This window comes from Alloalcanivorax dieselolei B5 (genome assembly GCF_000300005.1).
In the GTDB taxonomy this organism is placed as follows: Bacteria; Pseudomonadota; Gammaproteobacteria; order Pseudomonadales; family Alcanivoracaceae; genus Alloalcanivorax; species Alloalcanivorax dieselolei.
Map to the genome: position 1 here is coordinate 47,542 of NC_018691.1, position 24,185 is coordinate 71,726.

At 63.6% G+C, this 24,185-nt stretch carries 20 protein-coding genes; 9 read left to right on the top strand and 11 right to left on the bottom strand.

Going from position 1 to position 24,185, the window contains the following annotated elements; genetic code table 11:
- Position 1: 1 nt before the first annotated feature.
- Complete coding sequence (locus B5T_RS23875) at positions 2-1,315, top strand: 3-oxoacid CoA-transferase subunit A (RefSeq protein WP_014992414.1); 1,314 nt, start codon at positions 2-4, stop codon at positions 1,313-1,315.
- A gap of 1 nt (position 1,316) precedes the next feature.
- Positions 1,317-2,636, top strand: coding sequence for a hypothetical protein (locus B5T_RS00225; protein ID WP_014992415.1), 1,320 nt, complete (start codon positions 1,317-1,319; stop codon positions 2,634-2,636).
- 154 nt (positions 2,637-2,790) lie between these two features.
- Here the strand turns inward: B5T_RS00225 and B5T_RS00230 are convergent, their stop codons facing one another.
- Genes B5T_RS00230 through B5T_RS00240 form a run of 3 tightly spaced genes read right to left on the bottom strand, consistent with a single transcriptional unit; the run spans position 2,791 to position 5,235 of the window.
- Positions 2,791-3,801: a YheT family hydrolase gene (locus B5T_RS00230; RefSeq protein ID WP_014992416.1), complete on the bottom strand. Its 1,011-nt coding sequence runs from the start codon at positions 3,799-3,801 to the stop codon at positions 2,791-2,793.
- A gap of 2 nt (positions 3,802-3,803) precedes the next feature.
- Entirely contained in the window at positions 3,804-4,763 is a 960-nt protein-coding gene (locus B5T_RS00235; RefSeq protein WP_014992417.1) for an SPFH domain-containing protein, read from the bottom strand.
- Positions 4,764-4,773: 10 nt separating this feature from the next.
- Entirely contained in the window at positions 4,774-5,235 is a 462-nt protein-coding gene (locus tag B5T_RS00240; RefSeq protein WP_014992418.1) for an NfeD family protein, read from the bottom strand.
- A 116-nt stretch (positions 5,236-5,351) separates the two neighbouring features.
- Here B5T_RS00240 and B5T_RS00245 point away from each other — a divergent pair, with 116 nt between their 5' ends.
- The 5 genes from B5T_RS00245 (at position 5,352) to B5T_RS00265 (ending at position 9,408) form a co-directional block, all read left to right on the top strand.
- Positions 5,352-6,077: a 16S rRNA (uracil(1498)-N(3))-methyltransferase gene (locus tag B5T_RS00245; RefSeq protein WP_014992419.1), complete on the top strand. Its 726-nt coding sequence runs from the start codon at positions 5,352-5,354 to the stop codon at positions 6,075-6,077.
- A gap of 288 nt (positions 6,078-6,365) precedes the next feature.
- Entirely contained in the window at positions 6,366-8,039 is a 1,674-nt protein-coding gene (locus B5T_RS00250; protein WP_041716597.1) for an amidase family protein, read from the top strand.
- A gap of 165 nt (positions 8,040-8,204) precedes the next feature.
- Positions 8,205-8,531 (top strand): ArsR/SmtB family transcription factor, encoded by a 327-nt coding sequence (locus B5T_RS00255; protein WP_014992421.1) that lies wholly within the window; start codon positions 8,205-8,207, stop codon positions 8,529-8,531.
- A complete protein-coding gene (locus tag B5T_RS00260) occupies positions 8,528-8,992 on the top strand; it encodes a YeeE/YedE family protein (RefSeq protein ID WP_014992422.1) in 465 nt (154 codons plus the stop codon). The genes B5T_RS00255 and B5T_RS00260 overlap by 4 nt, the downstream gene beginning before the upstream one ends.
- Positions 8,989-9,408: a DUF6691 family protein gene (locus B5T_RS00265; RefSeq protein WP_014992423.1), complete on the top strand. Its 420-nt coding sequence runs from the start codon at positions 8,989-8,991 to the stop codon at positions 9,406-9,408. The genes B5T_RS00260 and B5T_RS00265 overlap by 4 nt, the downstream gene beginning before the upstream one ends.
- On the opposite strand, the gene B5T_RS00270 is transcribed toward B5T_RS00265, so the two are convergent.
- Positions 9,391-10,593 (bottom strand): MFS transporter, encoded by a 1,203-nt coding sequence (locus B5T_RS00270; RefSeq protein ID WP_014992424.1) that lies wholly within the window; start codon positions 10,591-10,593, stop codon positions 9,391-9,393. The genes B5T_RS00265 and B5T_RS00270 overlap by 18 nt on opposite strands.
- Positions 10,594-10,734: 141 nt before the next feature.
- On the opposite strand from B5T_RS00270, the gene B5T_RS00275 reads away from it, so the two are divergent.
- Positions 10,735-11,598, top strand: coding sequence for a LysR family transcriptional regulator (locus B5T_RS00275; protein ID WP_014992425.1), 864 nt, complete (start codon positions 10,735-10,737; stop codon positions 11,596-11,598).
- Here B5T_RS00275 and gloA read toward each other — a convergent pair.
- A complete protein-coding gene (gloA, locus tag B5T_RS00280) occupies positions 11,595-12,143 on the bottom strand; it encodes a lactoylglutathione lyase (RefSeq protein ID WP_014992426.1) in 549 nt (182 codons plus the stop codon). The genes B5T_RS00275 and gloA overlap by 4 nt on opposite strands.
- Before the next feature lie 122 nt (positions 12,144-12,265).
- Between gloA and B5T_RS00285 the strand changes: the two genes are divergently transcribed.
- Positions 12,266-13,714, top strand: coding sequence for a helicase HerA-like domain-containing protein (locus B5T_RS00285; RefSeq protein ID WP_014992427.1), 1,449 nt, complete (start codon positions 12,266-12,268; stop codon positions 13,712-13,714).
- 9 nt (positions 13,715-13,723) lie between these two features.
- Here B5T_RS00285 and B5T_RS00290 read toward each other — a convergent pair whose 3' ends face one another.
- The 6 genes from B5T_RS00290 to B5T_RS00315 all read right to left on the bottom strand — a co-directional run bounded on the left by B5T_RS00290 (position 13,724) and on the right by B5T_RS00315 (position 24,166).
- The gene (locus B5T_RS00290; protein ID WP_014992428.1) at positions 13,724-14,209 is read right to left on the bottom strand and encodes an FKBP-type peptidyl-prolyl cis-trans isomerase; all 486 of its coding nucleotides are present in this window, start codon (positions 14,207-14,209) and stop codon (positions 13,724-13,726) included.
- Between the two features lie 28 nt (positions 14,210-14,237).
- Positions 14,238-15,257 (bottom strand): lysophospholipid acyltransferase family protein, encoded by a 1,020-nt coding sequence (locus B5T_RS00295; RefSeq protein WP_014992429.1) that lies wholly within the window; start codon positions 15,255-15,257, stop codon positions 14,238-14,240.
- A 147-nt stretch (positions 15,258-15,404) separates the two neighbouring features.
- The gene (locus B5T_RS00300; RefSeq protein WP_014992430.1) at positions 15,405-16,433 is read right to left on the bottom strand and encodes an MBL fold metallo-hydrolase; all 1,029 of its coding nucleotides are present in this window, start codon (positions 16,431-16,433) and stop codon (positions 15,405-15,407) included.
- Positions 16,430-16,927, bottom strand: coding sequence for a chemotaxis protein CheW (locus tag B5T_RS00305; RefSeq protein WP_014992431.1), 498 nt, complete (start codon positions 16,925-16,927; stop codon positions 16,430-16,432). Before B5T_RS00305 ends, B5T_RS00300 begins: the two co-directional genes overlap by 4 nt.
- A gap of 25 nt (positions 16,928-16,952) precedes the next feature.
- Positions 16,953-17,978, bottom strand: a complete 1,026-nt coding sequence (locus B5T_RS00310; protein WP_014992432.1) for a chemotaxis protein CheB — start codon at positions 17,976-17,978, stop codon at positions 16,953-16,955.
- Positions 17,975-24,166 carry an Hpt domain-containing protein gene (locus tag B5T_RS00315; RefSeq protein WP_014992433.1) on the bottom strand — a complete coding sequence of 2,064 codons (6,192 nt, stop codon included), beginning with the start codon at positions 24,164-24,166 and terminating at the stop codon, positions 17,975-17,977. Before B5T_RS00315 ends, B5T_RS00310 begins: the two co-directional genes overlap by 4 nt.
- Positions 24,167-24,185 lie beyond the last annotated feature (19 nt).

The window sequence follows — 24,185 nt, forward strand, 5'->3', positions numbered from 1 at the left end:
CGTGATCAATAAAATTTGGGATTCCTTCGAGTCGGCGGTGGCCGACGTCAAGGATGGCGACTCGGTGATGATCGGCGGCTTCGGCAGTTCCGGTTTTCCCCTGCAACTGATCGAGGCCCTGCGCCAACACGGCGCCCGGGATCTGACCGTGATCTCCAATAACGCCGGGGTGGGTGATGAGGGCATCGCCTCCCTGCTGAAAGATCGTCTGGTGCGCAAGATCGTCTGTTCGTTTCCGCGCTCCGCCGGTTCGGTGTGGTTCGAGCGCCTCTATGAAGAAGGCGCCATCGAACTGGAGCTGGTGCCCCAGGGCACTCTGGCGGAACGGATCCGCGCCGCCGGTGCCGGCATCGGCGGTTTCTATACGCCTACCGGTTATGGCACCCGGCTGGCCGAAGGCAAGGAAACCAAGGTGATTGACGGCCGCGGCTATGTACTGGAAACCGCTTTGCCCGCCGACGTGGCTCTGATCAAAGCGCAACGGGCGGATGCCTGGGGCAACCTGATTTACAACACCGCCGGCCGTAACTTCAATCCGCCGATGGCCACCGCCGCCACCTTGACCGTGGCGGAAGTGGAACGGGTGGAAGCAGTGGGCGATCTTGACCCGGAATGCATCGTCACCCCGGGTATCTTCGTGGATCGGGTAGTGGCACAGAAGGAGTGGCGGAAGATGCGGCTTAAACCGGCGGAAATCGCCGAGCGGGTGGCCCAGGATATTCCCGACGGCGCCTACGTGAATCTGGGCATCGGCATGCCCACCATGGTGGCGAACTACGTCAGCGACGACCGGCAGGTGATCTACCAGAGCGAGAACGGCATCCTCGGTGTCGGCCCGGCTCCGGCCCCGGGCGAGGAAGACCCGGATTTGATCAACGCCGGCAAGCAGTTCGTCACTCTGCTGCCCGGTGGCGCCTATTTCGACAACGCGGAATCCTTCGCCATGATGCGTGGCGGTCATTTGGATCTGGCGGTGCTGGGTGCGTTCCAGGTGTCGGAAAAAGGCGACCTGGCCAATTGGGCCACCAATAACGACACCTACCCACCGGCGGTGGGCGGCGCCATGGATCTGGCGGTGGGCGCCAAGCAGGTGTTCGTGATCATGAGCCACACCACCAAGAGCGGTGAACCGAAGATCCTGGAAAGCTGTAACTATCCGCTGACCGGCGCCGCCGTGGTGAAACGCATCTACACCGATCTGGCGGTGCTGGACGTCACCGACGAAGGGCTGCGGGTACGTCAATTGCACGGTGATAACACCTTCGACGAGGTGCAGGCACTGACCGGCGCGACGCTGTTGCCGGCGCAGAACTGACGTGTCGACGGCGGCGCGGCTTCGCTGGCGCTCGGGGCTGACCTACGCGGCCCTGGTCGCCGGTCTGTTGCCGGCCTGGCCAGCGCTGAATCTGGCGGGGGTCGCCGCCGCGCTGGTGGCGGTGATCCTGGCCTGGGGTGAGCTGCGCATGGTGGCGCGGGGCGTGCTGACGCTGGTGTTGCTGTCATTGCTGGCCGCTCTGGTGGTGGCTCCGCAATCCGTGGTGCTGGCCGCCACCGCCATGATTCGCCTGACCGCCCTGATCGTCACCATGATGTTGCTGGCGGCGGTGCTGGCGCGCTCACCGGATCTGAAGCGGATTTCCGCCGGATTGTTCAGCGGCCGACCGCTGCCCCGTTATTACAGCGTGACTTTCGGCACTGCTTTCCTTTCCGTGCCACTCAACTTTGGCTCGGTGGGCCTGATCGGTTCAATGGTCAACGAGCAGGTGCAGGGTCATGGCGACTCGGCCATGGCGCGCAATGCCGCCCGTGGCGTGCTGCGTGGTTACGGCGCCTCGCCGATGTTTTCCCCGCTGTCCATTTCCGTGGTCACCACCCTGACCTACCTTGTCGGTCTGCATTCCTGGGAGTTGCTGGCCATCAGCATCCCGTTGGCGATGGTCTATCTGGCCAGCGGCGCTTTGTTCCGGGAGGCGGAAAAACCGGTCGGCGGCGACGACCGCAAGGACAGTGTACTGATGCCCTGGTTGCGCTTCGGCGCGGTGGTCACCGCGATCTGGGTGGTGACGCTGCTGTTCAACGGTTTGCTGGATTTGCGTTACTCGAAAGCGGTCACTCTGAGCTGTCTGATCGCGGTCATCCTGCTGATGGTGCGCGAGCGCTGGCGTGGTGAGCGAGTGTCGCTGCCGACCATGGCACCGCTGGCCAACGAAGTGGTGATCATGGGCGGCTCATCGTTTCTGGGCGCGCTGATCAGTTTGCTGGTGCTGCATTCGCTGGGCGAAGCGTTTTCGTTGCCACACTGGGGTTACCCGTTGGTAGCGCTCGTGGTGCCGTTTCTGTTCTTCGGGGGTGGCCAACTGGGACTCAATCCGATCATCATGGGCACTTTGGTTGGCGGCGTGATGGGACCGGTGTGGCCGCCGGAAGCGTACGTCGGTCTGGGGTTGGCGATCGTCAGTGGCTGGGCCCAGTGCGCCACGGGGACGCCCTATTCCGCCAATTCGCTATTGATGGAACGGCTCACCGGCTACGACGCCCGGGTCGCCGCGTTCCGCTGGAACCTGGGGTTGTCCGCCTGCTGGCTGGTCTTGAGCGGCGGGCTGGCCGCTTTACTCACCGTGGTGCTGATGCCGTGAAATTCATGTCGCCACCCGGAGCTTTCCCCGGATCGGACGACAAGGCCGCTGTAGGAGCTTGCCCTGCAAGCGAATTTTGAGAAACGGAGCTCCATTCGCTTGCAGGGCAAGCTCCTACAGCGGCTTCGTAGCACCTCTTTGCCGTTGATACTGGTCAGCCGGCAGCGGTGGAAACGCTTTGCTGATTCGATGAAAACGCGCGGATGAAAACCTCGGCCCGCTCCTCCAGCCAATAATGAGGGCGCCGGATCGAACCCTGAACAAACCCCACATGGCCACCGTGCTCCGCCACTTCCAGCATCACCGCGTCACTGAGATCCTGCTGCCGGGGCAGGCTGGCCTCGGTCATGAAAGGGTCGTCCCGGGCCTGCAGCAGCCAGGTGGGCGTGCCAATGGCGCCGAGGCGCGCCCCGGCGGAGCATTGAGCGTAGTAGTCGGCGGCATCGCGGAAGCCGTACAAGGGCGCCACGATCCGGCCGTCAAAATCCCAGAAAGAGCGGATGCCGGTGCGGTCGAGGCCGGCCAGGATCGCCGCTTGCTCGGGGTTCACCTTGTTCAGATGCCGTTCCTGGGCATCCAGAGTAGCGAGCAGGGCTTTGATCAGATGATTGCGATAGATGCGCGACAGGCCCTGATCCATATGGTCGGCACTGTTCGCCAGTTGCAACGGCGCGCAGATCGCCAGGGCGCCGGCCAGTTTGCCGGAATCAGCCTGGGCCAACCAGTTGAGCAGGCGCGAGGCCCCCAGGGAAACGCCGAGCGCCAGCACCGGTGCTCCCTTGGCGCGTTCATGGACGTGCCTGATCACCGTGTCGAGGTCATCGATCTCCCCGGCGTGGTAAGACCTGGCGGTGTCATTGGGAACCAGGGCGCCTCGGCCGTTGGCTGCCACTGAAGGCAGGCCCAGGGCGAGCAGACGCCGTTGGATACCGATGATGTAGTGCGAATCGCTGGAGCCGGACAGACCGTGCTGGAGCAACAATACCGGGCGCTGCCCGTCCGGTGCCGGTCCGCACCAGTCCAGTAGCAGGTGATCGCCGTCCGCCAGTGGCAGGGTTTCCCGCCGCCGCGATAGCGCCTTGGTACGGCGCAATAGCGGCCCCCACAGAGTTTGCAGATGGGGGGAACGGGCCCACCAGGGGGCCCGAAAAGCGGCGGGAGTCATGCTCAGGGCTGGGTTCTGTCGATGGTCTTCAGGACTTTCTGCAGACCGGCGACGGTGCCGCCGACATCGCTCAGATTGGACGGCAGCAACAGGGTGGTGGACTCCTTCGCCAGTTTCTCGAAGGCGCTCACGTATTGTTCGGCGATGCGCAGGCTGACGGCTTCCTCGCCACCGTCTTCCTTCACTGCCGTGGCCACCTCACGCAAACCGGTGGCGGTGGCCTGGGCGATCAGTTCGATCTGCCGGGCGCGACCTTCCGCCTCGTTGATCTGCTTCATCTTTTCACCTTCGGAGATGTTGATCATCTCCTGCTTCTCACCCTCGGAGCGGTTGATCGCCGCCTGGCGGTCACCCTCGGAACGGTTGATCGCGGCCTGGCGATCCCCTTCGGATTCCGCCACCACCGCACGGCGCTCCCGCTCGGCGCGGACCTGTTTCTCCATGGCGTCCTTGATGGAGGCTGGCAGGTTGATATCCGCCACCTCGTAACGCAGAACCTTCACGCCCCAGGGCTGGGCGGCTTCGTCCACCGCCTTGACCACTTCCATATTGATTTCGGAGCGTTCCTCGAAGGTTTTGTCCAGGTCGATCTTACCGATCACCGAACGCAGCGTGGTTTGCGCCAGTTGCTGGGCGGCCATGACATAGTCGTCCACGCCGTAACTGGCGGATTTGGGATCGACCACTTGCAGGTACATGACGCCGTCGATGGAGACTTCGATGTTGTCCTTGGTGATACAGCTCTGGCGCGGCACATCGCGCACGATCTCTTTCTGGGAGTGCTTGTAGGCGACCTTGTCGATAAAGGGCATAAGAATGTGCAGACCCGCTTCCAGGGAAGTGCGGTATTTGCCAAGTCGCTCCACCACGTACACGCTCCGTTGCGGAACGACACGGATGGTCATCCCCAACAGCACGATGACGCCGAGGGCGATCAGTGCGGAAATAATCAATCCTTGCATAATAAAATCCTTACGGTTGCTTGTCGGTTGAAGTGCTGGACCAGGGTTCGACCGTGAGCCAAAGTCCATCATGTTTGGTGATGCGCACCATCTCCCCGGCCTTCAAGGCTACCGGCGATTGCGCCTGCCAGCGGGCGCCGCGGTATCGTACCGCGCCGATACCGTCAACGAAATCCTGCTCCACGGTGGCGCGGGCGCCGGTCAGGCCAGCGCTGTCCTCGGTGGATTTGGATGGGGCCTCACGCCCGAACAGCCAGGCGCGCAGATAACGCCGCGCCCCCACCAGTAATAGCAGGCTGATGACGGCGAAGGTGGTGATCTCCCAGGTCAGGTCATTGAGGACACCGAAAAACACCAGAATGCCGACGATCACCGCGGCCAGACCGAGAAAGATGGTCAGCAGCCCGGAGATCAGGAACTCCGCGATGATCAGAATCAACCCGAGAATGATCCAGTAACTGTATTCCGGCATAGGCTTCAATCCCTTGTAATCGGTGTGCTTTTGGTGGCGAAATGACGCCCCTGACAAGTGCCCTATGGTAGCCTAGGCGCACCGCAAAAACCGCCCTCGTTTTAACGGATCCGCCGATGCCCTCAATGCGCCGATTCTTCGATGACCAGGAGTTTCACCTCGACCGGTCCTGCCAGTTGGGCGCCAGCCCCAGCCAGCATATCGCCCGGGTGTTGCGCATGAGCAAGGGAGAGGAGGTGGTGCTGTTCAACGGTCGGGGAGGCGAATGGCGGGCCCGCCTCGTCGCGGTGGACAAGAAAACCGTGGAGGTGTTGCCCCTGGCCCACGATCCGGTGGAACGCACGCCACCGCTGGCGGTGACCCTGGGGTTGCCGATGATCAAAGGCGAGCGCATGGACTACGCCATCCAGAAAGCCACCGAGTTGGGCGTTGCCCGTATCCAGATTCTGGATACCGCCCGTTGCGAAGTCCGCCTGAAAGGCGAACGTCAGGAGAAAAAGCGTGAGCATTGGCGGCAGGTGGCGATCAGCGCCTGCGAGCAGTGCGGCCTTAACCGGCCGCCCGAGATTCTCACCGCGATGCCCTTGACCAACTGGCTGGCCGGACCGCTGCCCGGGCTTAAACTGATTGCTCATCCGGGTAGTGAGCCGTTCCCCACCGAACGTCTGAGTACGCAGAGCGAGCTGACCCTGCTCACCGGCCCGGAAGGCGGGTTCGACGACGACGAACTCGATAAAGCTTTCGAAGCCGGTTTTTCCGCCTTTGCCCTTGGCAGCCGGGTTTTACGGGCGGAAACCGCGCCGGTGGCGCTGTTGGCCGCCTTGTGGGCCTGGTTATCCTGACAACCCCTGCTCCCCTCGCTCGAAGTTAGTGCGACGCCCCTCCCATTTTTGTGCGCTCTTCCATAGGTGGTGTACCTCCTGACCGGTGTGTCCGTACTTTGCAGTACGTGAGCACCCACTATTTCCGCATTCTCGCGGGTATTTCCGTGAACCTTGGAAAATCTGGCACGGCTCTTGATTCCTGGACAGGCAACGCGACAGGAGTTTGCCCGGGTCCGGTTACAGGTCCCGGGCCCGTTTATTCAGGGATATGTGTTGAACCGTAAAGAGGGAAATGGGGACGTTTCCATGATCAAAACCAGATTGTTCGCGGTTACCGCCTTATCGCTTGCCGTGCTTGCCGGGTGCGGCGGTTCTTCCAGTAGTGATTCTGATCCTCCGGTGGTGGAGCCGGTACCGTTCTCCTTTGTTGAAGCCACGGTAAGCAGCCTGCACACCTCCCTGGAGACCGGTGGTGTCAGCTGCGAAGACGTCATCCAGGGCTATATCGACCGTATCCATGCCTATGACGACGACGGTACCGAAACCGAGTTGCGCAGTGTCGTCAACATCAACCCGGATGCGTTGTTCGAAGCCCGGGAAAAAGATCTGAACTTCGAGGTAACCGGCATCGATGGCCCGCTCTATTGTGTGCCGGTGCTGCCGAAGGACAACTTCAACACCAAACAGATGCCGACCACGGGCGGCGCGATCGCCTTCCAGTACAACCGGCCGCTGGAGGATGCCTACACCATCCGCCGCCTGCGCGAAGCCGGCGCCATCGTCATTGGCAAGGCCAACATGGATGAGTTCGCCTTTGGTTTTACCGGCGCCAGCTCCCTGCGTGGTCTGGTGAAGAACGCCTACGACCAGAGCAAAGGCGCGGGTGGTTCGTCCAGCGGTACCGGCACCGCCATTGCCGCCAGTCTGGCCATGGTGGGCACCGGCAGCGACACCGGCGGTTCCATCCGGGTGCCTTCCAGCCTGGGTGGCTTGGTCGGGATACGGCCTTCGCTGAAACTGGTGAGCCAGGACGGCATCATGCCGCTGGCGTCCTGGCAGGATACCGGCGGCCCCATGTGCCGTACCGTGGAAGACTGTGCACTGATGATGGATGCCATGGTCGGCTTTGATGACTCCCCCCATGCCAACCAGCGCATCAGCTTTGAAATCGATGCGCCAGCGATGAGCGGTGAGGACGAGTACAAGACTCTTACCGGAGTGCCGGACACTTACACGGATTACCTGGATGCCGATGGCCTCAATGGCGCTCGTATCGGTGTGGTGCGCGAGCTGTTCGGCAGTAATGAAACCGTCAACGCGGTATTGGAGGATGCACTGGCCGCCATGGAAGCCGCCGGCGCCACGGTGGAAGACGTCACCGTCGATGATCTGAGCACCATCCTGGGTGATTATTCATCCATGTCCAGCTATGAGTTCCAGCATGACCTGGTCGCTTACCTGAACAGCTGGGTCAACGTCATGGACGGTCACATCCAGACCTACCAGGGGCTCCTGGACAGCGGCGGTTACCTGCCCAACTACCAGAGCAGCCTGGAATATCGCGGCACCATCGATCTGGACAATCTCACCGAGGAACAACAGGAGGTGTACAGCAAAAACACGGTGGAGCGCCCCGTGTTCGTGCGCGAACGCCTGATGCGGGCGCTGGATAACGTGGATGCCGCTGGCAACAGCCTGGGCCAGCCTTACGATGTGTTGCTGTACCCGACCATGACCGGTCTGGCCGGTGATCTCGGGGGCAGCCCCAGCGCCGGCAGCAACAACCGGCTGAGCCCGTTTTCCCAGTTCCCGGCGCTGACGCTGCCCGCCGGCATGGCCACCAATCTGGAGCCGGCGCAACCCATCGGCATGGAGATGCTGGGACGGGAATACGCCGAGCCGACCCTGATCAAAATCGCCTACGGCTACCAGGAACAGGTACATCCCCGCCAGCCGCCGACCTTTACGCCGGAACTTTGAATCTGCCTTTTTTCCCGGCTTTTCCGGGGCAAGGGCACCTTCGGGTGCCCTTTTTTATGCTCCTCGCGGTTACCCCGTAGTGGCCCGCAGGCTTGCGTTGGCGATGTCCTCTTGCCATACAATATATAAAAATATAAATTAAATGAAACGAAAGTGAGAGTGATCATGAGCCGCCCCATTCCCGATCTGAATATGGATCAGTTGCATGACAATGCCGCCGCGGCGGGACGCCTGTTGAAGGCGCTGGCCAATCCGGACCGGTTGTTGCTGCTTTGCCAGCTTTGCCAGGGTGAGCGCAATGTGGGTGAGCTGGAAGGTGCCGTGGGGGTGCCGCAGCCCACTCTGTCCCAACAGCTTGGCGTGTTACGGCGGGAGGGGCTGGTGGCGACCCGGCGTGAGGGCAAACAGATTTACTACCGCATCGCCAGTGACGAAGCGCTGGCGGTGATCGAGACCTTGTATCGATTGTTCTGCGAGGAGGCTCGTCGATGAATGTTGAGTGGAGCCTGTTTACGCCCTGGAGCGCTCTGGCCGGAGGTGTGCTGATCGGTCTGGCCGCGTCTTTGCTGATTCTGGCCAATGGCCGCATTGCCGGTATCAGCGGGTTGCTCGGCGGGCTGCTGGACGGATTGTTTGGCGGGTCGGAGCAGTCCGACAAGGAAGGGCGTGGTGAAGCGGCGCTGTTTTTACTCGGGTTGCTGGCCGCGCCGCTGCTCTGGGGCATGTTCGCGGCGGTACCGGAAAGCCATTTCAGCGGCTCGCCGGCGATGTTGATCGTGGCGGGGCTGCTGGTGGGCCTGGGAACCCGCTACGGCTCCGGTTGTACCAGCGGTCACGGTGTCTGCGGCCTGTCCAGGTTGTCACCGCGTTCTCTGGTGGCCACGTTGTGCTTCATGGGGGCGGGTTTCGCCACCGTCTATATGGTCCGTCATCTGGTGGGAGTCGCGGTATGAATAAGCTGACGGCGTTACTCGCGGGCCTGCTGTTCGGTGTCGGGTTGATTCTGTCTGGTATGACCGATCCGGCCAAGGTGCTGGGTTTTCTTGATCTGACTGGTGCCTGGGATCCTTCCCTGGCGCTGGTGATGGTAGGCGCCATCGCCGCGGCCATGGCGCCGATGGCCTTGGCCCGCCGCCGCTCCCGGGCCTGGCTGGGCGGTGCCATGCGGTTGCCCACGCGGCGCGACCTTGACCGCCGCCTGGTGGGCGGCAGTCTGCTGTTTGGCGTTGGCTGGGGACTGGCGGGTATTTGTCCCGGTCCGGCCTTGACGCTGCTGCCTCTGGGCTATTGGCAGGGCATCGTGTTCGTGGTGGCGATGGTCGCCGGCATGTTGCTGTTCCGTGTTCTGCAATCACGAGGTGGTGGCTGACGCCTCCGTCGGTGCCAGCCACGCCACCAGACAGGCCACGGCCGCCAGACCCAGACCAAGCCCGACCACGCCGTTCCACTGGTAATGCTGGTAGACCCAGGCGGAGGCCAGCGAGCCTCCGGCGCCGCCAAGAAAGTACACGAACATGTAGCCGGAATTGAGGCGATTGCGGGCCGACTCGTCCAGCGCGTAGATCACGTTCATGTTGCTGATGTGCACCGCCTGGATCGCCAGATCCAATATCACGATGCCGATGATCAGCGCGATCAGGCTCACTTCACTGAAGCCCATCACCACCCAGGACAACGCCAGCATCAACACGCCGCCCAAAGTGGTCCAGCGGGCGTAGCCGCGGTCGGCCAGGCTGCCCGCCTTGCGCGCGGACAAGGCACCCACCGCCCCGGCCAGCCCGAACAGTCCGATGGTGGCGTCGGAGAAGTGCCAGGGCTCGGCGGAAAGCAAAAACGCCGCCGAGGTCCAGAACACGCTGAACATGGCGAAGGTCAGAAAGCCCAGGGCGGAACGGGCCCGATACAGGCGATAACGGGCGAACAACTGGCCAATGGACAGCAGTAAACGGCCATAGGAAAGCCCCGCCGATTGCCGGTGGCTGGGCAGCAGCCGCCACAGCGCCAGGGCGTTCACGAACATCAGCGCCGAGGCCACCCAGTAGACGGTGCGCCAATCGCCGAGGGTGGACAAGGCGCCGGCCACGGTCCGGGCCAGCAGAATCCCCAGCAACAGACCGCTCATCACCGTGCCCACCACTTTGCCGCGCACCGCTGGCGCCGCGAGAGTGGCGGCGAAAGGCACCAGCACCTGGGCCACCACGGTGAAAGCGCCGGTGATGGCGGTGCCCACCAGCAGCATGGTCAGTGTGGAGGCATTGGCACTGATCAGCAGGCCGCCGGCGGACAGCGTGATCATGGTGACGATCAGCCGCCGCCGCTCGAACATATCGCCAAGAGGCACCAGCAGCAGCAATCCGGCCGCGTAGCCCGCCTGGGCGGCGGTGACGATGATGCCGGCGCGGGAATAGGACAGCGACAACTCATCGGCGATGGTGTGCAGCAGCGGCTGAGCATAGTAGTTGCTGGCCACCGCCAACCCGGTGGTGACGGTCATCAGCATGAGCAGCATGGGATTGAGCCCGGGTGCCGTATCGTGCTGGCGGTCTGTGTTCATGGCCTCTCCTCGCGGATCTCCCTGGCGGGCTGGGTGTCGGTAATCGACTGAGCGGTGCAGTGTCGGCCAATCGCCGGTATGTGACAAATGCATTAATATCATCCCAGTTATCTATAAAAGAGATAGATCAGGGGCGAGACCATGAAACTGCGTCAGATCGAGTATGTGCTGGCGGTGGCGGAGGAAGGCAGTTTCACCGCCGCCGCCCGCCGCTGTCATATCGTGCAATCGGCGCTGAGCCATCAGGTGGCGCAGCTCGAACAGCAGCTGGGGACGATCCTGTTTGAACGTAACTCCCGATCCTTGCGGCTTACTCCCGCCGGCGAGGCGTTCGTCGAGAGCGGTCGGCGGGCTTTGGATGCGGTACGCCGTATCGGAGACGAAGTGGCCGCGCGCAGCGGTGAAGTCCGGGGCCGGCTTTCTCTGGGGACCATCTCCACGCTGACCGAGCCGGACGTGATCGGGCTGATGGTCCGGTTTCATCGCCGCTACCCCCATGTGGACATCGAGATGAGCATGGACGGCAGCGAACGGATGATCGATCGCATGCACGAACACAGCTTGGATCTGGCCTTTGTCGGTCTCTGGCCCGGGGTGGTGATTGAACGGTTGGAAAGCGCTGATCTGTGCGAAGAAGAGCTGGTGGCGTTGCTGCCCAGAGAGCACCCTCTGACCCGGTGCCGGAGAGTCAGTCTGGAGCAGCTGACCGAATGGCCGATGGCGGACTTTGGCGAGGGAACCGGGGCCCGCCAGCAGTCGGAGGAAGCGTTCGCCGCCGCCGGCCTGCGTTACGCGGTCCGGTTCGAGGTGAGCACCATTTCTCTGTTGGTGGATATCGTCCGCCGTGGCCTGGCGATCGGCCTGATTCCCGCCAGTCTTGCCCCCCGCCTGGCCGGTGTGTGCACACGGCCAGTGCGGGAAGCGCCGCGCCGGGTGGTGCGGGCGGTGTGGCATCCCAACCCGACACCGGCGACGCGGGCTTTTCTGGCGCTGCTTGATCTCTAGCCGCCCTTGGCCTGTTTCTCCATCATGTCGGCCTGAATGATCTCGATCCAGTAACCGTCGGGGTCACGAATGAAGCCGAGACCTTTCATTTTGCCCTCGTCCGGCTTCTTGACGAAGTCCACACCCAGTTTCTCGAAGCGTTCGCAGGCGGCATAGACGTCCGGCACGGTGACGCCGATATGGCCGAAGCCGCGCGGGTCCTCGTTGCCGCTGTGGTAGCTGAAATCCGCCTCTTTTTCCGTGCCCCAGTTATGAGTCAGCTCCAGCATCGCTTCCCGGCCAAAGGTGTAGGTCAGCCGCGCGGCGTCGTCCTCGGGCACGCGATTTTCCTCGTCCGGCGCAAGATAGCCGAGGAAGTAGAGACTGAATTGCATTTCCGGGAAATCCAGTTTGCGCACCAGACGCATGCCCAGAACGCGGGAGTAGAAGTCCAGGCTGCGTTCGGGATCCTTGATCCGCAGCATGGTCTGATTGAACAGGTAATGGTTGGTTTCCGCGTCCGGCTGCTGGCACAGGCCGGGAGCGGATTCAAAGTGGCGGGGCATAATGTGCTCTCCAATAAAACGGCTCCCCAGCACATGGGGTTGCGCGCCGCTTTTACAACTCCTCACGGACAAAATCGGCCGAATCGCTCAGACTGCGGTCAGGACACAACGGGGATCGGGTCATGCAGCAGCTTTTGATCGGCGGTACGGAAAAGGGGCGGATTGCACTCAACGGGGCCATGGCGAACCGCCATGGGTTGATCGCCGGTGCCACCGGTACCGGAAAAACCGTGACCTTGCAGGTGCTGGCGGAGGGCTTTTCACGTCTGGGTGTGCCGGTATTCACCGCCGATGTGAAAGGGGACTTGTCCGGTATCGCCGTGGCCGGCCACAGCAACGACAAGATCCAGCAGCGGGTTCAGCACATCGGCATCACCGATTGGGCCGCCGAGGCCTGCCCGGCCCGGCTGTGGGATCTGTATGGCCGTACCGGCCAGGCGGTCCGCACCACCGTGGCGGACATGGGGCCGGCGCTGTTGAGCAATCTGCTGGAGCTCAATGAGGTGCAAAGCGGTGTGCTCCACATCGCCTTTGACTACGCCGAGAGCGAGGATCTGCCGCTGCTGGACCTGAAGGATATGGAAAGCCTGCTGAACTGGATGGTGGAGCAGCGCAAGCCGTTGTCCAAACGCTATGGCACGCTGTCCTCGCAGAGCCTCGGTGCTATTTTGCGCCGGCTGTTGGTGTTGAAGAGCCAGGGCGGTGACGTGTTCTTCGGTGAACCGGCGCTGGATATCATGGATCTGATACAGCAGCAGAACGGACAGGGCGTGGTCAATCTGCTGGATGGCCGGGAGCTGATTCTGCAGCCGCGCTTGTACAGCACCTTCCTGCTCTGGTTGCTGGCGGAATTGTTCGAACGCTTGCCGGAACGTGGCGACCAGCCCTTGCCGTTACTGGTGTTCTTCTTCGACGAAGCCCACCTGCTGTTCGACAGCGCACCGAAAGCGTTACTGGAAAAGCTCGAACAGACGGTAAGGCTGATCCGCTCCAAGGGGGTAGGCATTTATTTCGTCACGCAATCACCGTCCGATATTCCCGACAGTGTGCTGGGCCAGCTCGGTAATCGGGTGCAGCACGCCCTGCGCGCGTACACCCCCAAGGACCAGAAAGCGGTGAAAGTGGCGGCCCAGACGTTCCGCGCCAACCCCGATCTGGATACCGCCGTGGTGATCACCGAGCTGGGCGTCGGCGAAGCGTTGGTCAGCGTGCTCGATGATCAGGGTATTCCGACGCCGGTGGAACGCACCTTGGTGGCGCCGCCGCGTAGCCGCATCGGACCGGCCGATGAGGATGCTTTGGCGCAGCTGAAAGCGGCGTCGCCGTTGGCCGCTAAATACGATCAAACGGAGGATCGGGACTCCGCTCACGAGCGTCTGCAGGCTCGCCGCCAGCAGCAAAAGGAAGTGGAGCTGGCGAAACCGGAGCCGGAGAAAAAAGCCAGTATGAAGCGAACCTCACGCCGGCAGAGCACCGGCGAGGCTTTCACCAAGAGCTTGCTGAGAACCCTGGCCACGCAACTGGGCCGGGTACTGGTGCGAGTGTTGGAGCGCTTTTTGAAGCGGCGTTGAGGTGCGGCGTCAGTGCTCGTGGCCACCCGGGCCATGTACGTGGCGGTGGGCGATTTCCTCGGCGCTGGCGTCGCGGATATCCTTCACCGAAAGCTGGAAGCGCAAGGCGCGGCCCGCCAGCGGATGGTTGGCGTCCACGTCCACGGTTTTCAAACCCACCTTCACCACGGTGACCAGGCGCGGGCCCTGTTCGGTTTGTAGCCGGACCACTTTGCCGGGTTTCAGCTTGCCGGCGTGCTTGAAATGCTTGGCCGGCAGGCGTTGCCGCAGACTGTCGTCACGTTCGCCGTAGGCATCTTTGGCTTCCAGCGTCACTTCCACATCCTCGCCGACGTCCTTGCCCTCCAGCGCGGCCTCAAGGCCGGGCAGAATGTTCCCGGCACCGTGCAGATACCGGAGCGGCGCATCCTCGGCGCTGCGTTCCAGTTCGCTGCCATCGACGCCGTCGAGCAGGGTGTAGTGCAGGGTAACGACCTTGTCTTTATTGATCGGCATGGGCGAGTCCTCGAAAACGAAGGCGCTATTATGCTTTTCCTTTCGAAGGGACGGAAGCGTTCCGCGCCGGTGTGATGTCCGGTGCCAGACCCAGCGCGGAGCGGTCCTCCCCGTGAGCGGCGCGGCGCAACAGAACCAGGGATTGCCGGTACCACAGCCGGCGCCCGCCGGGACGCCACTTGAAGCGTTTGTAAGTCCACTGGTACTGGGTTGGCTTGCGGCTGATGCAGCGGGCCAGATGGCGATTCAGGGCGGACAGAATGGCACTGTCGTCCTCGGCGTTTTCAATATCCGGCGCCGGTTCGAAATGCAGCTGGATGTCACGCACGCCGCCTTCACCGCGATAGCAGGACACCACGAAAATATGGGGCCGGAAGCGGCGCACCAGTTTCCCCACCAGCGCCGGAGTGGGTACCGGATGGCCGAAGAATGGCACATTGGGGTTGGCGCGGCTGCCGGGGTTATGGTCGGCCAGCAGCGCCAGGGTGCCGCCGGCGCGCATGGTGGCGAGCCCTTCCTTGACCCCCTGGCTGTTGGTGGGCACCAGCCGGCAGCCGGTGCGTTCGCGCGCCAGCTTCACCACCTCGTCCAGCAGCGTGGCCGGGTGCGGCTGGTACATCACCGTGGTGTTGCCCTTCTGCCCCAGATACAGATTGATGTTCTCCCAACTGCCCTGGTGCAATGACAACAGCAGCACCGGCCGTTCGCTGGCGGAGGCCTCGAGAAAAGCGGCTTCGCCATGGATATCGGAGAACCGCGCCAGGGTTTCCTCCACCGGCCGGCTCCAGACATGGGCGAACTCGGTGAGGGTGCGGCCCAGCTCGCACACGCTTTGCCGGGCAATCCGGCGCGCCTCGGACAGGGGCATGTCCGGATAAGCCGCCAGCACGTTGATCAGGGCAACCCGGTAAGCACTGGCATAGCGTAATGGCACCCGGGTCATCAGTCCCGCCAGAAACGCCCCCAAGCCGGTAGCCACGGGTAACGGCAGCCACGCAAACAGACGCATCAGCCACCAGAGACGCCGTCCCCGTTGCCGTGGTGTCATGTTCCGCTTTCTCCTTGGATCTCGCTGCCTCCGCCTGCGAAGGCTGAATTCTTGTGGTCCCGGGTCCGGAGTCAAGGTGTGCCGGCGGGGGCCGTTCATGAGCGCATTCTACATGAGTCGCCAAGCAGACCCATGGTCGGCCCGCGCTTAGCTCGGCAAAACAGGGTCAATGGCGGCAACGGTGTCGCGCAAGGGCAGAGTCACGGTTTCGCCATGGGCCGGAACGCGGAATTGTCCGGTGGGAATGCCCCGGGCTGCAAGGGCCTGGGTGAGCAGTCGTGGCGGCTCGTCCATTGGTTCGTCGGTGAGTACGAAGGTTCCCCAGTGCATGGCCAGGGAATGACGTGCTTGCAGATCCTGGTGAATGCGCACGGCCTCCTCCGGATTGATATGCACCGGCGCCATGAACCAGCGGGGCAGATAGGCGCCGATCGGCAACAGCGCCGTGTCCACCGGTCCCACCGCCTTGTGGATATCCTGGAACAGCGGGGCGTAACCGGTATCGCCGGCGAAAAACAAACTGAAGTCCGGCCACTGCAGGCGCCAGCCGCACCACAGGGTGGTATTACGGTCACGGGGGCCGCGGCCGCTGAAATGCTGGGTCGGCAGACAGAACGCCTGAGCGTCGTGCCAGCCCGCGTGCTGCCACCAGCCCCGCTCGACTACTTCGGTGATGCCCCGGCGGCGCAGCCAGGCGCCGACCCCGGTGGGGGCGAACCAGGTGATGTGATCGCCGAAGCGTCGTTGCAGCGCGTCCACCGCCGCCCGGTCCAGGTGATCATAGTGGTTATGGGAAACCAGCACCGCGTGGATGGGCGGCAGTACATCGATGGTCAGCGCCGGCGGAACGGCGCGCTTGGGGCCGGCGAAGGAGACCGGTGAACAGCGTTCGGAGAACACCGGGTCGGTCAGCAGATTCCAGTTCCGGTATTGGATCAGATAGGTGCTGTGGCCAATCCAGGTGAAACGCGGCTGCGGTGCCGGCCGGGCCAGCAGCGCCGGGTCTGGTTGCTGTAATGGGAATGGCAGATGGGGCGGGAAGCGGCCGCGGGTTTCCCGTTGCCAGCGCAGCAACTCCGCCAGTCCGTGATCGGGTGTGGGGTAAAGATTGCGGAAACGTCCGCGAGGCCGGGCATCGCGCCGCGCCCATTGTTCCAGTAGAGACCAGTCGATCATTGCCGGCGCTGCCCGGCTTGCAGGCCCGCCACCGCCTTTTCCACCGCGTCAAGATCGGGAATCACCGCCAGATCACCTCCCATTTGCACGTTCATCGCCGCTGCCGGACCGATCTCCCCCGGTTCCTCCCGAGGCGCGCCGGGTGTCACCCGCAGCAATCTTGGTATCCCTTGTACCACCATGGCGTAGAAACGGCACGCCCCGGACACCGAATGAAGGATGGCGATGCGTGCTTGTGGCCCGATATGAACGGGGCCGGACTCGTTCAGCTTTTCGAAGGACAGCAGCGGCAGTTCCTGCTCGCGCCAGTGCATCCAGCCAAGCAACCATTCCGGACCGTGGCCGGGCCGGTCCGGGTGGCGCAGCGGAATCACCTCCGCCACCACCAGATTGGGGATCAGCCAGGGGCGTTCCGCCATGGGAATCAGCAGACTGGCGATGTCGTCGGGGAGCGTATCGGCATTGCGATCATCGGACAGGGTCTTATCGAACATCGTCTTCTCCTTGCAAGGACCGGGTTCACCAGCCTGGTGCCGGGACCGATAATTCCCGGCGTACCTGTTCCACCAACTGGCCGGCCAGTTGCTCCGGGCTGCCGCTGTAGCTGACACAGCCGGTTTCCCGCACCGAGTCCGGCTGGCTGCTGGCGGCGCAGGTGTCCGTCGACTGCGCCCAGACCAGGGCGCCGGACGCCGCCAGACGCGGCGCGGCGATGGCGCCGTCGTTGCCCATGCCGGAAAACAGAATGGCGCCGGCACAGTGGCCGATGCCATCCAGGACATGGGTCATCAACTGGTCGATGCTGGGGGCATAAGGGCCCTCCCAGCGGCTACCGGTGGTGATGACGCGGCCGTCGGAATGAAAACGGATCGCTTGTTCCACCGGCGCCAGCAGCACCTCGCCGTGACACAGACGGCTGCCGTCGTCGCCGATCCGGCAGCGGATCGAAGGGTTCCGGTCCAGCACCTGGCGGAGTGTGCCCAGGAATCCGGGATCGATGTGCTGAGCCAGTACGAAGGCCACCGGCAGATGTTCCGGTAACGAGTCGAGAAAACGTTTTACCGCCGCCGGTCCCCCCAGGCTGGCGCCCAGCACCCACACCCTTCGCGGACGGTCCTGGTCAGCTCGCGGCAGGTCGCGGAATTCCCGCGGTTCCGGGATCGGCGCCCTGGTGTCCGGGGGCAGGCTTTGCAAGCGTTCCTGCAATGCCGGCGGGCCGACATAATCCAGCAACTTGCTCAGCAGACGCCGCTCCCAGCGTGGATAGTGGGCGGCGTTACGCGGCGGGGCCTGGCCGTCGCAGAACAGCAACGGCGCGCGGGCGCCTTCCAGCAAGTGATCGAGGAACCGCTGCCAGCGATCCTCCCGGGACAGGTCCACCACCCACAGATCCAGACCGGTGTCATCAAGCCAGTGTGCCGCCAGATTCTCCGGGTCGGTGCTGATCACTACCTGATAGCCCTGACCGCGAATCGCGGTGGACAGCAGATGGCCTTGCAGGGTGTCATCGGCGATCACGCCGATGCGGGCCGCCGGTGGCGTCATCCCACGCTCTCCCGGCTTTCCTCCAGCAACTCGCCGAGCGTGGTGATCAATTCGCCTTCCTGGAACGGTTTCCCCATGTAGCCGTTGACGCCAATATCGAAGGCCCGGTCACGGTGCTTCTCGCCGGTTCTCGAGGTGATCATGATGATGGGCACCCGCGCCAGCCGCGCATCATGGCGGACATGGGACGCCACCTCGAAGCCGTCCATGCGTGGCATTTCGATGTCCAGGAGCATGGCATCCGGCGTGTGATCCTCCAGCTTGGCGATGGCGTCCAGACCGTCCTTGGCGGTGACCACGCGATAGCCCTGACGCTCCAGCAGGCGTCCGGTGACTTTCCGCACCGTCACCGAATCGTCCACCACCATCACCAGCGGTGCCTGCTCGCGAGCGGCATCGCGCTGGTCCGCCGGGGCGGTCAGCGGTGCTGGCTGGCGCAGCTGGGCGGCGCGGATCAGGGAGTGGATGTCGAGGATCACCACCACCGAGCCGTCGCCGAGGATGGTGGCGCCGCTGATGCCGGCCACGCTGGTGAGCTGCGGCCCGAGGGATTTCACCACCACCTCGCGGGAGCCCACCAGGCTGTCCACCACCAGGGCCACGGCGTGGTCGGAACTGCGGATCAACAGCAACGGCAACGGCTGGCTTTGCACATCCGGATGCGGCATCGGCAGATCATGTACGAAACGGCCCAGGTAATGCAGGTCGTAGTCCTGACCGGCGTAGCGATACACCAGGTTCTGATTCTCCACATAATCGAGCAATTCGAACGGACTGACCCGCACGATGCCTTCGATCTGGTTGAGCGGAATGGCGTAGGTGTCCTCGTTGGCGCGCACCATCAAGGCCCGATTCACCGCCAGGGTGAACGGCAGACGCACCACGAAACGGGTGCCCTGCCCGCGGCGCGACTCGATGTGCACGGTGCCGCCGAGCTGTTTGATTTCACTGGCCACCACATCCATGCCGACGCCCCGGCCCGACAGCTGGGTGACCTGGCTGGCGGTGGAGAAGCCGGCGTGGAAGATGAACTGATGCACGTCCTTGTCGCTGGGGTTGGCATCGGCATCGATCAACCCCCGCTCCACCGCCTTGGCGCGTACCGCCCCGGTATTGATACCGCCGCCGTCGTCGGCCAGCGTCAGCACCACCTCGCCGCCCTCGCGGGTCAGTTCCAGGCGCACCTGGCCGGTCTCATTCTTGCCGGCTTCGCGCCGCTCCCGGGGCGACTCGATGCCATGGTCGATGGCGTTGCGCAGCATGTGCTCCAGCGGCGCCACCATGCGTTCCATCAAGGTGCGATCCAACTCGCCTTCCGGGTTGATCACCTCGAACTCGACCTGCTTGCCAACCTCGCCGGAAACCTGGCGGACGATGCGGCGCAGGCGCGGCACCAGCCGGGAGAACGGCACCATGCGTGTGCGCATCAACTTCTCCTGCAGCTCGGTATTGATACGCTGCTGCTGCAGCAACAGCGTTTCGCTGTCGCGGGTTCGTTCCAGCAAGGTGTTTTTCAGATCCAGCAAGTCCGAGGCGGACTCGGAAAGCTGCTTGGTGATCTGGTGCAGTTCGGAATACTGGTCCATCTCCAGGGGGTCGAAGCGGGCGTCGAACTCGCCCCGGTCCACGCCCTGCTGATAATTGGAGAGGATCTGCGCTTCGGTTTCCGCGTCCAGCCGGCGCAGTTGTTCATACAAGCGGGTGACGGTGGCGCCGATCTCCGACACATGGGAGACGAAATCGTTGATGCTTTGTTCCACCCGGCCCCGGTTGATGGAGGTTTCCCCGGCCAGGTTCACCAGCGCCTCGAGCACCTCGGCGCTCACCCGTACCATTTCCTGTGGTGCCGCCGGCATGGCGGCAGCCGGCTCGGGAGTGGCGCTGGGTTCCGGAAGGAGGTCCGGTGCCCGGGTGTCCGCCGGCTGCCCGCGCAGCTGCCCGCGTTGCTGGTTAATCGCGTCCAGCCAGCCGAGCATGGTGAGGAAGTCGTCTTCTTCCGGGGCCCGGCGTTGATTGTCCAGCCGCTCCAGAAATTGCTCGAAGTCATGGCTCAGATCCCCGAGGGGTGCCACCCCCGCCAGCCGAGCGCCGCCCTTGAGGGTGTGCAGCGCCCGTTTGAGCTGGTCGTTGAGCTGACGGTCCTCCGGTTGATCCCGCCAGGCGGTCAGGGTCGCTTCAATGGTCTCGCCCAGTTCCTCCGATTCCTCCAGAAAAATATCGAGAATGTCGGGATCGATGCCGCCGCTATCACCGCCGCCGGACGGCGGCGCGGCAGGTCTGGCCGGGGCGGCTTCGGGAATGACGTCGGAGACGGGAGCCGCGAGTCTGAAACCGGATGGATCGTTCAGGTAGTCATGGATGGCCTGAATCAAATCCCGGGCAGAGGCAAGGGCCTGCCGGGCGGTGACCCGGTCGATCATTTCCGCCACGCGGTCGTGGCAGCGGTGCAGCAGATCGAAAACCGCCGGCTGTCGCTCCACCCGGCCAAGAGCGAGGCGCTCGTAGAGCGTTTCCATCTCATGGCCCAGATCACCCAGCTCGCTGAGCTCGGCCATGCGCGCCCCGCCTTTCAGGGTGTGCAGGTCCCGCTGCAGGGCCTGCACCAGCAGGATGTTCTCCGGTTCCGCAATCCACCGTTCCAGGCTTTCGGTGCAACTGTGGAGAATGTCCTCGGCCTCTTCCAGAAAGATGCCGACCAATTCCGGATCCCTTTCCTCCATGGCTGGCTGAGCCGCCGGTTCCGGTGGCGCGCCCTCCGCCTCCACCTCCGCCTTCGCCATCGGGGTCCAGGGTATGTCGGCCAGTGCCAGTACATCCTCGAGGACGGTGTCCGTGGCCGGCAGTGAGCCGGAGCGCAGCTGATCGATCATGTCAGCCAGTCGATGATGGGCCCGTTGCAGAATATCGAACACCGAGGGCGTTGGCGCGCCGGTCTCCGGTGATGCCAGACGGCGGTACAACCCGGCCAGGGAGGCGGCCAGGTCCGCCAGGGCGGGGACTTCCGCCTCGCCGGCGCTGGTGGCCAGCTCGGTAAGTTCCTGGTCGAGCTGATTGAGGCTGGCCGGTTGCCCCAATTGCCAGGTGGCAAGATGTTCGTTGGCGCGCAGCAAGGCCTCCTCGGCCTGCTGTAAAAGTCCACTGCTATGCTCCGAGGCGGGTGCGGATGGCGCTTGCGGGTCCAGCGTCAGCGGCTGCCGGGTTTCGGTCAGGTCGCGCAGGCCATCCACCAGCCCCAATTCGGCGCGCACGGTCTGGCCAGCGGCCAGACAATCGAGCATATTGATCAGCGCGTCATGACCTTCATTGAGCTGTGCCAGCAGCCCAGGGTCGAAGGCCAGGCGTCCCTGAGTGACGGTGGCGTAGGCGGTGGCCAGGGCCAGGGCGAGCCCTTCGATTTCCTCCAGACTCGCCTTGCGGGCACCTTGCGCCAGGTTCTGCAGTTCATCGCGGAGCCGGGCCAACGGCCGGATCTGCTCGGGATCGGTGGCCCAGGCCTGTAGCAGGGTATCGGCGTCCATCACCAGGTCCATGCTGTCGGACAGCAGCATGGCCAGAACCTGGGCGTTATTGTTTTGATGGTCTCCACGCACCTGGTGGCGGGCGTCGTCCAGGGCACGCAACAGCGGTCCGGCATCGGGTAAAGCGGCATCGCCCTGGGAGGCCAATCGCCGCAGGCCTTCGCTCAGTTGCCGGTGGCTGTCGCGGATCAGCGCCACCTGATCGCGGTTGGCGCGCAGGCCGGCGGCAATCAATTCCTTCACCAGTTTTTCACCGGCCTCCGCCATTTCCGCCATGGCATCCAATTCGGCCATGCGCGCGCTGCCCTTCAGAGTGTGCAGGGCGCGATGGACGCGATCGTCCAGATCCTGCTCGCCGAGTTCCGGGTCCAGCCCATCCAGCCATTGCGTCAGCAGCGTGAGATTGCGGTCGGCCTCGCGGCGGAAAATATCCAGCAGCACCGGGTCGGTCTGATCCGCGGATGTTTCCGGCAACGTTGGACCGTCCAGGTTATCCAGGCTGCCGCCGCCAGCAAGGATGCCGGCGGCTTCGATCAGCGGGGTCACGTCCACCGGGTCCGGTTGGCGGCGGGCGAAAGCGCCGACCAGATCGGGGATCAGGCCGTGGGCTTCGCGTACCAGGTGGATCAGCGTGGCGTCGGCGCTGATGCTGTGGTCGATGACCCGGTTCATCATGTTCTCGATGGCCCAGGCCAGTTCGCCCACGGTGGTGGCACCGACCATGCGGCCGGAGCCCTTCAACGTGTGAAAGGCGCGGCGAAACTCCACCAGAGCGGTTTCATCGCCGGTATCGGCGGCCCAGCGGGGAAAGTACTGGTCCAGTGCCTCGATGACCTCGTCCGCCTCCTCGACGAAGATCTCGATGATTTCGTCATCCACCAGATCATCATCGTCGTCCGCGTTTCGCGGTTCCGGCTCCGCCGCTGTTGCCGTTGATGACGGTTCCGCATCGCTCTCCAGAGGCTGAAGCGGATACCCCAGGGCGGCGATGCTGCGATGGGCCACTTCGAGAACATCGTCACTGGTATGCGGATCGTCGCTAAGGCGTTCCAGGTAATACTCCACCGAACTCATGGCATCGGCGAGGGTATCCATGCTCTGCCAGTCGGGGGCCTGTTCGTCGCCCAGCAGCCGTTCCTGAATAAAACGGGCGCACTGCCGCAGCACCAGAGCCGGGCGTTGCAGTTGCACCATCTCCAGGCCGCCACGGACGGCCTGCAGGCGGTCCGGCACCGATTGCAAATGCGCACGATCCCAATGCGAGGCGATGAATTCCACCACCCCGTCCTTGGCTTCTTCCAGCCCCGCCCGGCATTCGCGCAGCGCTGCGTCCATGGCCTGGCCGAGATGATTGGGCAGCGAAGAAGTGTCGGTACCTTCAACGGTATTGCCAACGGTATTGCCGGCGGGGCGGTGCTGGTTGTTGCCGCCAAAGCCGGCCAGCGTGGCTTCCACGTACAACAGGGCTCCGGCCACATCCATCAGCCGCTCCCGTTGCGGCGGCTGACGGCGTTCGGCGATGTCCTCCAGGACCTGCCGTTGTTCATCCACCAGTACCCGGGGCTGGCCCAGGCCGAGCATGGCGATGGTGTCGGACACCTGCTTCAGCGTGCTGACCAGGGGCGCGAGATCGGCGGGGTCCGCCCGGGAGTCGTGAACGAACCGCTCCAGGTGATCCTTGACCTTGGTGATCTCCTCGGACAAGGCGGTCACCACCGAATGCATGGCCGTGGCATCCGGGCCGTTGAGGCGGGCCCGCTCCTCGTTCACCAATGCCTCGGGAGGTAATGCGTCCTGCAGACGAAAGCGCCGCCGGATGGCATCGATGGCCGGCGTCGCGCGCTCCGCCCGGGCCACGTAATACAGCAGGTTCTTGATCAACTCCGTGGGGGCTGGCCGTTCCAGGCTGTCGGCGCCGTCGGCGGCCAGCTCTCGCAAGGTGCGATCCAACTGGCCCAGCATCTGTTTGGCCGAAGAGCCCAGCGGAATGACCTCTTCCTCCAGCCCCTCCACCATCGCATCGGCGATCCGCCACAATGGCGCCCGGGCGGCTTCACCACTGATTTGCCGGAGTTTTTCCAACACCCGGCGCAGATACCCGAGGTTGCGTTTCACCTGCTCGCCGCGCATGACGCCCACCAGCGCCACCTGGAACGTCTGCCGCATTTTGCGGATCAACTGCGGAAAGCGGGCGTCGTTGCGGATGCTCTCATCAATGCGGCCGTCGCCCTGGGCGTGCCGCAGATCGGGTTTGAACAGCGCGGTTTCGGACAGCAGCGGTTCACCGCGTGCGGCGCGCAGGTCGTTCAACAATGGCAGCAGCACCACCGGCAAATCCCGGCGGTTACTGGCCACGCGATCCAGATAAGGGGGCAGCTGCAGGATCGCGCGCATCAACAATTCCAGGCTTTCCGCTTCCCGGTCGATACGCTGATCGAGCAGGGCCCGGGCCAGTTTTTCCATTTCCTCGGCGAGCAACGCGGCGCCGTAGAACTCCACCATCTGCAAGGTGCCATGGACCTGATGCAGGTGGGTCTGGCAGAACCGCATGCGTGTTGAGTCGCCCGGGTTCTCCACATAGGCTTCGAGCGCTTGGCGGGCCTGGTCCAGTGTTTCCTGGATTTCGCCGCGCACCCAGTCGAGAGCCAGATAATCGTGATGATCGCTCATTTGATGATCCCCCCGGGGC